Origin of the sequence: Sinorhizobium sp. 8-89, assembly GCF_030124325.1 — a bacterium.
Taxonomy (GTDB): Bacteria; Pseudomonadota; Alphaproteobacteria; order Rhizobiales; family Rhizobiaceae; genus Sinorhizobium.
Window position 1 is genome coordinate 1 of the sequence record NZ_JASKLR010000059.1, and the last position, 9,029, is coordinate 9,029.

General features: G+C 59.9%; 8 protein-coding genes and 1 pseudogene. 8 read left to right on the forward strand and 1 reads right to left on the reverse strand.

The window, feature by feature from the left end; translation table 11 throughout:
• Window positions 1-182, forward strand: a pseudogene (locus QN219_RS33335) (hypothetical protein); the annotation flags it as partial.
• A 125-nt stretch (window positions 183-307) separates the two neighbouring features.
• Here QN219_RS33335 and QN219_RS33340 read toward each other — a convergent pair.
• On the reverse strand, window positions 308-1,573 hold the full coding sequence (locus QN219_RS33340) for an NAD(P)/FAD-dependent oxidoreductase (protein ID WP_309486658.1): 1,266 nt from the start codon (window positions 1,571-1,573) through the stop codon (window positions 308-310).
• Between the two features lie 626 nt (window positions 1,574-2,199).
• On the opposite strand from QN219_RS33340, the gene QN219_RS33345 reads away from it, so the two are divergent.
• From QN219_RS33345 to QN219_RS33370, 7 genes are all read left to right on the forward strand, one after another.
• Window positions 2,200-4,035 (forward strand): patatin-like phospholipase family protein, encoded by a 1,836-nt coding sequence (locus QN219_RS33345; protein ID WP_284004698.1) that lies wholly within the window; start codon window positions 2,200-2,202, stop codon window positions 4,033-4,035.
• Between the two features lie 33 nt (window positions 4,036-4,068).
• A complete protein-coding gene (locus QN219_RS34465; RefSeq protein WP_405052315.1) occupies window positions 4,069-4,287 on the forward strand; it encodes a DUF5132 domain-containing protein in 219 nt (72 codons plus the stop codon).
• Between the two features lie 1,047 nt (window positions 4,288-5,334).
• A complete protein-coding gene (locus tag QN219_RS33350) occupies window positions 5,335-6,249 on the forward strand; it encodes a Ku protein (RefSeq protein ID WP_284004699.1) in 915 nt (304 codons plus the stop codon).
• A gap of 12 nt (window positions 6,250-6,261) precedes the next feature.
• On the forward strand, window positions 6,262-7,080 hold the full coding sequence (locus tag QN219_RS33355) for a Ku protein (protein ID WP_284004700.1): 819 nt from the start codon (window positions 6,262-6,264) through the stop codon (window positions 7,078-7,080).
• A gap of 151 nt (window positions 7,081-7,231) precedes the next feature.
• Window positions 7,232-7,726: a hypothetical protein gene (locus QN219_RS33360; protein WP_284004701.1), complete on the forward strand. Its 495-nt coding sequence runs from the start codon at window positions 7,232-7,234 to the stop codon at window positions 7,724-7,726.
• Window positions 7,719-7,889, forward strand: coding sequence for a hypothetical protein (locus QN219_RS33365; RefSeq protein WP_284004702.1), 171 nt, complete (start codon window positions 7,719-7,721; stop codon window positions 7,887-7,889). Before QN219_RS33360 ends, QN219_RS33365 begins: the two co-directional genes overlap by 8 nt.
• Window positions 7,890-7,934: 45 nt before the next feature.
• Window positions 7,935-8,651 carry an SOS response-associated peptidase gene (locus QN219_RS33370; RefSeq protein ID WP_284004703.1) on the forward strand — a complete coding sequence of 239 codons (717 nt, stop codon included), beginning with the start codon at window positions 7,935-7,937 and terminating at the stop codon, window positions 8,649-8,651.
• Window positions 8,652-9,029: the final 378 nt, after the last annotated feature.

Consider the following 9,029-nt stretch of genomic DNA (forward strand, 5'->3'; position numbering starts at 1 on the left):
TTCGTGAACGCGTCGGGAGGACGGCGCGCGGCGTCATCGACTACAAGGATCCTGACGCTTGGATCGGGCACCACGACATCGCCATGAACTGGCCCGAAAGCTCGGCCCTAACGGCACGAGTTCGCGCCGGGAATTTATTTGCAGGCGGGTTTCAGAGGCTGAGTGGCTGGTCGGACGAATGATTGCAAGCAAATCGCGATGACTGCAACGGGTCGTTCATTCCCGTTCGCCATTGTCGTAGTAGGGCGCAACGGTGGACCAGCGGGTCTTAGGTCTGAATTGTTCTCAGCATAATTATCCCGCATACTCATGCATAACCGTTAGGCGTCCCTCTGCCGCAAGTCGGCTGCGCTATTGCTGACGAGTCGCTCGACCAGGCGAGCTGCCTCCTCTGCAATAGCCGGAATGGTGCCTGATTTTCGCGTCGATCCGAAATCGAGGCCGGCAAAAAACAGCCCTGGAATGGTGGCGACTCCATCCTCGTGTACGGGCTGGCCGGTTGCGTCGAGGGCGCCGGGGAGCCGGACCCAGGAGAATCGCCGGTGAAACCCGTACACCAGACCACCGATCTGACGCCGCTAGCATTCCAATCGATGGACCGGATCGGCGGATCGGGCAGACGCGGTTGAACCGTCTCGGCCGGATCGTCCTCGGCTGGGGGCGCATCCAGCCCGGCCCGCTCGATGTATTCGTCGATAAGGCGCTTGGCATTCGCGGAAACCTCGTCGGCAAATCGCATATTGCCGTCGAGCTCGTCGCCGAAGATGAGGCTGCCATTCTGCACACCGCTGAAGCGACCGAGCAACACCACCCCTTGCGCGCTCAGCGATTGCAGGCTGATCGTGTGGGTCGCGCCGACCAGCGCGCGGGCCGGAAGCTTGCCGGAGGGGAGGACGAGTTCCTTGCGGGGGACGTCGAGAAAGCCGGCCAAAGTCAGCCAATTAAGGATGTTGCCGCCGCGGTAGTGCCGCACCCAACGGCCGTTGCGGCTGGTCGCCAGAAAGACCACGGGCCCGGCGCGAGCCAGATCCTCGGCGATCTGGCCGCCCGATTGGCCGCTGCCGACCACCAGCACCGCGCCATTCTCTAGATCGGCGGCGTTGCGATACGCCGAAGAATCGACCTGGTGAATGGTGATCGGCAAATCCGCCGACCCTGGTGGCCGGACCTGTTGGTTTTGGTCGCCGGTGGCGATCACCACATTGCGAGCCAGAAGCGCGCCGCGCGCTGTCGTGACGCGAAAGAGGTCATCGTCTTTCGTCAGCTCCTTCACCGGGGTTTGGGTGCTTACCGGCAAGCAGTGGCGCTCGGCATAGCCTTCGAGATATGCCACGAACGCGTGGTGGCTTATCGCGCCCCAAGGATCGGGCCCCTCGTAAGAGTCACCAGGTAAGATGGAGCGGATTGTCGGCGAGTTCAGTCGAAACGAGTTCCATCGCTGCGTTCGCCACGTCTCGCCGATCCGGCCTTGATCGAGCACCTGATGATTGGAGCCTAGCCGTTTGAGAAAATAGCTGACGCCGAGACCCGCCGAACCGGCGCCAATCACAATGGCATCGAGTATCTCGCTCATGCGCCCCCCCGCCAAACGAAATATCATCGTGCCCCTCGGCTTCTGGCAAGGTTACAGTTCCAAATGAGAGGTCCGCGATGGGGTCGCTTCCCCCCGTTCTCCCAAATTCGCAACAGGGTGGGGAGGAGACCTTAGTTCGTCAACTCTCCGACGACCGGTTTGCGGCCAAACCGCGCCATTCGTCGTGCCGGATGCCGATGACCGCATTGTGTCAAGGGAACCCATCCGTGCGCTTTAGGTGGTGGCGCGCCGCGCCGCCTGAACCTTCCGGGTGCATGTGACGCTAACCGACACTGCGCATTTGAGAGATCACAACGGATAGCGACCCGCTGCTCAGTTTGCGACGGCTGTACGGAATTCGCACCTGTATTGCAAGGCCTGCAGTGACAACGTTTTGTTGGGCGGATTTACGAATTTTGGTCTCATTCCGAGGGGCGAGAGGCTGTCTCCTCAGCAATCTGCATGATCTGCTCGGGGCATCACGCCGTCCGGCGCGATTGCTTCAGAGAAAATTTGTTCAGCAATCCGACTGTAGCGGGCTATTGTGGTCGGAACGAACGTCCCGAGGGGTGGTTCAAATGTCCTCCGCTGATCCTCTCGCGGCGAGCCTATTGTCGGCGACATTGATGTTAGACCGGGCCTCCTTGGCGACGCTTGAGGCTCTGGCAGTCAATTCCGACCGTCGGGTTCTTCGACGAGGTGAGGTTCTGGTTCGTGAAGGCGAACGGTCGGACCGGTTCTTCATCGTCCTGTCGGGCCGTTTTACGGTGCACAAAGAAGCTTCCGAAGGTTTGGTCGCCGAAATCGGGCAGGGCGAGCTTGTCGGCGAGGTCGGTTTCTTCGCAGGGTTGCCACGCATGGCCACGGTTATTGCTGCGCGCGACTCGATAGTCCTCGTAATCCGCGGCGACCAGTTCGAAAAGGCGGCCGCGGCTTTGCCGAGCCTGCAACAGGCAGTCATGACATTTCTGGCGCGCCGGTTCGCGATGCAGTCTCCGGCGCCATCCCACCCCAAGGAAGCCGCCAAGATCCGGACGCTTGCGATCATTCCCGCGGGCGGCAGCCGCCTTTCCCCAGTCTTCATCCAGTACCTTCGGGATGCATTGGGCGCGGGAACGCGCGCGCAGTTCCTCGCCCGCCCCGACATTGAAGCGCGGTTCGCGGGTGTTCCGATCGACGACCAACTGGTCTTGAATTGGTTGAACCAGCTCGAGGCGGAGGCCGAATTTATCGTATATGTCGCCGATGAAGAGTTTAATGGATGGACTCGAGTGTGCGTTCGGCAGGCGGACTGTGTCCTACTGCTTGCCAACGTGTCATGTTCGCCGCAGCTGAACCCTTCCGAAGAACTGGCGCTATCGATCCATACGCCGGCGACCCTGCGGCTGGTCCTGATCCACAATAAGCGTTCGGCGGTGGTCTCCGGCACACCCGCATGGCTAAAGGCGCGCCCTTATGTTGGGCATCATCATCATGTCGCGCTGGAGGACGGGTCCGACGTCCAACGCCTGGTGCGATTCATTTCCGGCAAGGCCAGGGGTTTCGTTGCGGCGGGGGGTGGGTCCCTCGGCTGCGCTCATCTCGGCGTCTACAAGGCCTTCGTCGAGGCAGGTGCTTGCTTCGACTATCTCGGCGGGACGAGTTCCGGAGCAGCGATGATGGCCGGCTTCGCAAAGGGATTGGATGCGGAGGAGATCGACCTTGCCACGCATAACATATTCATAACCAACCGAGCGCTTCGGCGGCCCACGTTGCCGCATTTCGCGCTTCTGGATCACAAGGCACTCGATCGGGCCCTTCAAGCGGAATATGGCGACGTTTTGATCGAGGATCTCTGGCTCCCGTTATTCGCGCTTTCGACCAATCTCAACAGCCGTAGGCCCTATGTTCAACGTCATGGAAAGCTGTGGCAGGCTGTTCGAGCCTCCGGCTCCCTCCCCGGTGTCCTACCGCCGTTCTTTACGGCTGACGGCGATATGCTGGTGGATGGCGGCATCATGAACAACCTGCCGCTGGAACAGATGAAGGAACTCAAGCAAGGACCCAACGTCGTCGTGAGCCTGGGGTCGGGTGGAACACCGAAATACCAAATCGACTACGACAGCATTCCTGGCGCTTCCGAGCTGGCGGTAGGGATGCTGAACCCCTTCCGGCGCGCCAGCCTGCCAAAGGTCCCCAGCATGATTCAGGTGATTACCGCGAGCATGCTGGCACACCGGCCGCAGGAAATTGCCATCGGCGAAGAGGATATCCTGGTCTGCCCGCCGGTTTCCAGCACCATCAGCTTCATGGATTGGAGCCGGCATTCCGAATTGTTTTCAGAAGCCTACGGCTGGACGATAGGATGGATCGAGGAACGTCTCCGTCTGAACGACCCGGCGCTCGAGGCGCTGCTCGACGCCTCCACTCGGCCGGGATCAACCGAAGTAGTTGCCGAAAGGATGGACCATTCCCCCATCTAGCGCGAGCGCGCCGCGGGAACGTCACGACAGCGGTTGGTCCGGTCCGTTACCCGGAGCAAGGCGTTGTATCAAGGCAGGGTCGCCGTAGCGGAGCTCGGCGAAGGCTACGAGGATCTCGTCGCCGAAGCTCGCGCCGAGATGTCGGCCGCTAATAATGGCGGTGAGCCTGCTGAAGCAGGTGAATCGGCTGGGCCGGCTACTCGCCAAACGGCGTCGAAAGCATCAACTTCGCGCAACCAGGCTCAAAAATAAATAACGTGTTGGCTGCATCGCTGGCAGCGTCAACCTGCTGGCGAGGAATGGCAGGCCTTCCGCGGTTTGCGGACCTGCCAAGGGTGGTCTTCTTGTGCAAGCGTTTCAACTCGTTGTTTGTCCACCATGGGGGATCCGATATGGTGCGTTGCGGAGAAAAGTATACGAAGCGTTGGTCGAAGGAGCCACGCGGTGCCGTTCCGAAGACGACCTATACGCTTTCGTCCGAAAGGCAACGCCCGAAAACCTCCGGCAAGACGCTTGTGCGAGCCTCGCTGCTGGCCTTGACCGACCTTGATCTCACGATGGCAACGCGCTCTGCACGATCTACGCACCGGCGATCAAGCATCGTCTGGACGGGGTGCGAAGCGATGAAATAGACGACGTCGGCGACGATGATCCGCTGGAACTGACGCCTTCCATCTGCGGTAAGCAGAAGGGTCGATCTGAGACGGTAGCGCGAACACGCCGCCCGGTTCTAAGGAATAAAGCATGTAGGATTAATGGACTCGGTGGTTTGACTGGCCCCGACACCTACCCAATTGATCAACTCAGAGCGGGGGTGCCTCTTGGAACGATCGTTGTTTCTCGCCCGACTCCTGGGGTCGTCAGGGCGGCGTTCGGGTCGCTGCGCTGAGGACTTTTTGATACCACTCAATGCCGTACGGAACGCAAGAATGTTCCTGGAATCGCGTCTGGAGGTCGCGGACGGACCCTTTCGGCGTCCGTGTCCTCAATCATCGATTTGCAAAGCCGACGTCGGGAGAACGATATGACCGCGAGAGTTTTCCGCAAACTCTCCGAGTTCCCCGACCCATTCCTCGAAGGGCTTGAACGAAATACGGGGCTCCCCTCCGAACCAACGGTAAACCGCTTCCGCGTAACCACGCAGCGTGATCGCCTGCCATGCGGTTCGCGGGCGTTGACCGTTATGGGCACTCGGCGACGAACAACGTATCGGCGCAGAAGTTGCTGAATTTCGAACGAACTCGGAACAAAGGTGAAAGTCATTCGGTTGACTCCCTTGGGTTATCTTAGGAGTGAGCCATGGCAGTCGCGGGGCGGGCCCAATGGAAGGGCTATATTCGGTTTGGCGAGGTGACCGCGCCGGTGGCGCTCTATACCGCAACGTCGACCTCGGAGCGGATCTCGTTTCATACGGTCAATCGGGAAACCGGCAACCGGGTGCGCCGGGAATTTGTCGATAGCGCGACCGGGAAGCCGGTCGAAAAGGAGGATCAGGTTAAGGGCTACGAGCTCGACAACGACAGGTACGTCGTGCTCGAGCCGGAGGAAGTCGCCGCCGCGGTTCCGGAGAGCGACAAGACTTTGCACGTCCAGGCGTTCATTGCCTGTGACGACATCGACAAAGTGTTCTTCGACAGGCCCTATTACCTGACGCCCGACAGGATGGGGATCGACGCCTATGCCCTGCTGCGGGAAGGCATGCGGAAGAAGAAGGTCGCCGCAATCGCACAAACGGTCCTGTTCCGGCGGATGCGCACCGTGCTGGTTCGCACGCACGACAAAGGATTGATCGCCACCACGCTGAACTTTGACTACGAGGTTCGAAGCGCGAAAGAGGCGTTCAAGGAGATTCCGGAGATCAAGATCAAGGGCGAGATGCTTGACCTTGCCAAGCACATCATCGGCACGAAGAAGGGGACCTTCTCGGCCGACGAATTCGACGATCGGTATGAGGCAGCGCTCGCAGAGCTGGTCAAGGCCAAGCTCGAAGGCAAAACCCTGCCGAAGCGTGCGCCTCCGAAGGTCTCAAAAGCCAGCGATCTGCTGGAGGCTCTGCGCCAGAGCGCCGGCATCAAGGCGTCGGCTGAACCGAAGAGGCGCGCGGGCAAGGCCCCGGCCAAAGGCAGAGCCAAAGCAACCCGCACGGCCGCAGCCAAGGCAAAGACGAAGACAGCGGCGAAGAGCGCACCTGCTCAGCGTCGCCGTGCAAGCTAAGGGAGGTGAGCGATGGCACCCCCACGCCCGTATTGGAAAGGTTATCTCAAGCTCTCACTTGTCACCTGCCCCGTTTCGATGATGCCGGCGACAAGCGAATCAGAGAAGGTCCGCTTCCACACGCTGAACCGGAAGACGAACAACCGGGTGGTCTCCAGGTACCTCGACGCGGTGACCGGCAAGGAAGTCGACGAGGATGACGAGGCGAAGGGCTATGAGCGCGGTGAAAACGACTTCCTGGTGATCGAGGATGAGGAACTGGAGAGCGTCGCGCTCGAAAGTGCCAGGACCATCGACATCGAAAAGTTCGTGCCGCGCAACACGATCGAATGGGTCTGGCTCGAGAAGCCCCACTACCTGTCGCCGTCTGACGAGGTGGGCCACGAGGCATTCAGCGTCATTCGCGACGCCATGGAGGCAGAGAAGGTCGTCGGCATGTCCAGGCTCGTCATCGGCCGGCGCGAACGAGCCGTGATGCTGGAGCCATGCGGCAAAGGCATCATCGTTTGGACGCTCCGCTATGGCGACGAGGTGAGGAAGCCGGAAAACTATTTTGGCGACATCGGCGACGCCGACAACGACCCCAAACTGATGAGCCTCGTCACATCGCTGATCGAGGAACGGAGCAAACCGTGGAACCCGGACATGGTCCAGGATCCGGTACAGGAAAAGCTCAAGGAAATCATCGAGAGCAAGCGGAAGTCGGCCAAGAAGGGCGCCAAGCCGAAAAGCAAGGATGAAGAGCCTGCCTACACCGGCAACGTGATCGACCTCATGTCGGCGCTGAAGAAGAGCCTCGATACAAAGAAGTCCGGCGGCAAGAAGTCATAGGCGGCGAAGCGACGAATCTCCTTCGCTCCCGAGCAACCGCATTGACTCGTTCACAAACGAGAACATAATAAGAACATTCATCGGCGCTCGGCGCGCCAATCCAGCAATCAGGGGACCAATAACCGCTGCCCGCGGGCAGAGAAGGTGCGCCATGCGAACATTCGAAGATGAAATCCGAAACATGATTGCAGTTGACCTGACCGTCCTGTCACCCGATCGAAGGCGCGCCATCGCCGGCCTCGACCAATACCGTCGTATCGTCGAAGTCCATGGCGTTCAGGACGTCGCCACCAAAATCGCCGAATCCTTCCAATCCTTTGCCGTTTTCGATGGCGACCAGGTGCTGCGCTACCCTGCGATTGCCCCTTTCATTACACAGACGCTGTATGCGACTCCGATCGAACTACGACGGGAGGCATGTGATCGGGATCGGTTGAAGGTAGAGCGCGCGCGCGGCATGGCACAGACGATAGCGTCCGCATTGTTGCAGCGATATCGCTTCCAGCAACTGAAATGCGGCGTTGCCCCGTCCGGCCGGGCCGACGGCCCCAGGCACGCCGCTCTCGTCTTCTACGACACGCTTCGAGACAGTGGGCATCTCAACGACGAATTCCCGGAAGACGAAGCGGAGGCGTTCGGTGAGTGACGAACAGACAGCCGGCACGGAGCCGCACCGCGATCTTGGCCTCTACATCCACTATTGCGAGCATCCCGGCTGTACGAAGTGGGGCGGCTTCGGATTCGCCGCCGGCAAGGACGAGCCACGCTGGTACTGTTTGGATCACCGGCCAGAGTGGAAAGGACGTTGACGCCGGCAGCAGCCTCGACACCTTTGCTGCGATGGAGGAAAGACGATGTGCGGACGCGTCTATATCAAGAGCACACTGGAAAGCCTTTTTCGGGCCTTCTCCTTAGCGCAGCGCGAAGGAGGCGCCGAGGCGCTCGCCAATCAGTTTCCGCGCTACAATGGCGCGCCGACGCTTTATTGCCCGATCATTATCAGCGACGTCATTCGCGAGCCGGATATCTTCGGACCCGTGTTCGTCAGCGCGCGATGGGGCCTGATACCGTACTGGATGAAACAGACAAAACCCGGCCGGCCACCGCCGATCAACGCGCGCTCAGAGGGCATCTCCACAAACGGCATGTTCAAGGCAGCCTATCGTAGCCGCCGCTGCCTGATCCCGATCGACGGTTTCTTCGAATGGAAGGACATCTTCGGCACAGGCAAGAACAAGCAGCCTTACGCAATTGCCATGAAAACGGGGGAGCCCTTCGCGCTCGCCGGCATCTGGGAAGCCTGGCGCAATCCAGCGACCGAGGAGGATATCCGTGCCTTTTGCGTGATCACCTGTCCGCCGAACGACATGATGGCGACGATTCATGATCGGATGCCGGTCATTCTGCACCGCGACGACTACGCGCGCTGGCTTTCGCCTGAGCCGGACCCGTACGATCTGATGAAGCCGTTCCCGGCCGAGCTGATGACCATGTGGCCGATCGATCGCAAGGTCGGCTCCACTGAGAACGACACCGCCGACATCCTCGATCCGACCGAACCTGTAGCGTGAGGATCGCGAACGGACGTCCGCGCATCAAGCAGACGGGAGGGGTGGCCTGTCGTCAAGCAGCTGCGAAACAGTCGTCACCAGCTCTGCCAAGGGAAACGGTTTTTCGAGCATGATACTGTTCGAGACCCCCTTCGCATGGCGACCTCATGCTCTTCAGTGGACGCGAGCTTGCGGTCTTTTTTGTTCGGATCGTCTGCCATGCTGTCCTCCATGATCAAACATGAACGATAGGAGACAATTCACCTGCGGCAAGGATTGCACTCTCATTTCGATGATCGCCGCTGGAACCAATTTACTGCCGGGGTGTTTCTAGCATGGGAATCAATCCCTATCGTCGGAAGAGGTAAACACATGAAAAATATGATTATTGTTGCGGCA

Bases quoted from the DNA above. Each gene is read 5' to 3' on its own strand.
- QN219_RS33340 (WP_309486658.1), bottom strand. From the start codon at position 1,573: ATGAGCGAGATACTCGATGCCATTGTGATTGGCGCCGGTTCGGCGGGT.
- QN219_RS33345 (WP_284004698.1), top strand. From the start codon at position 2,200: ATGTTAGACCGGGCCTCCTTGGCGACGCTTGAGGCTCTGGCAGTCAAT.
- QN219_RS33350 (WP_284004699.1), top strand. From the start codon at position 5,335: ATGGCAGTCGCGGGGCGGGCCCAATGGAAGGGCTATATTCGGTTTGGC.
- QN219_RS33355 (WP_284004700.1), top strand. From the start codon at position 6,262: ATGGCACCCCCACGCCCGTATTGGAAAGGTTATCTCAAGCTCTCACTT.
- QN219_RS33360 (WP_284004701.1), top strand. From the start codon at position 7,232: ATGCGAACATTCGAAGATGAAATCCGAAACATGATTGCAGTTGACCTG.
- QN219_RS33370 (WP_284004703.1), top strand. From the start codon at position 7,935: ATGTGCGGACGCGTCTATATCAAGAGCACACTGGAAAGCCTTTTTCGG.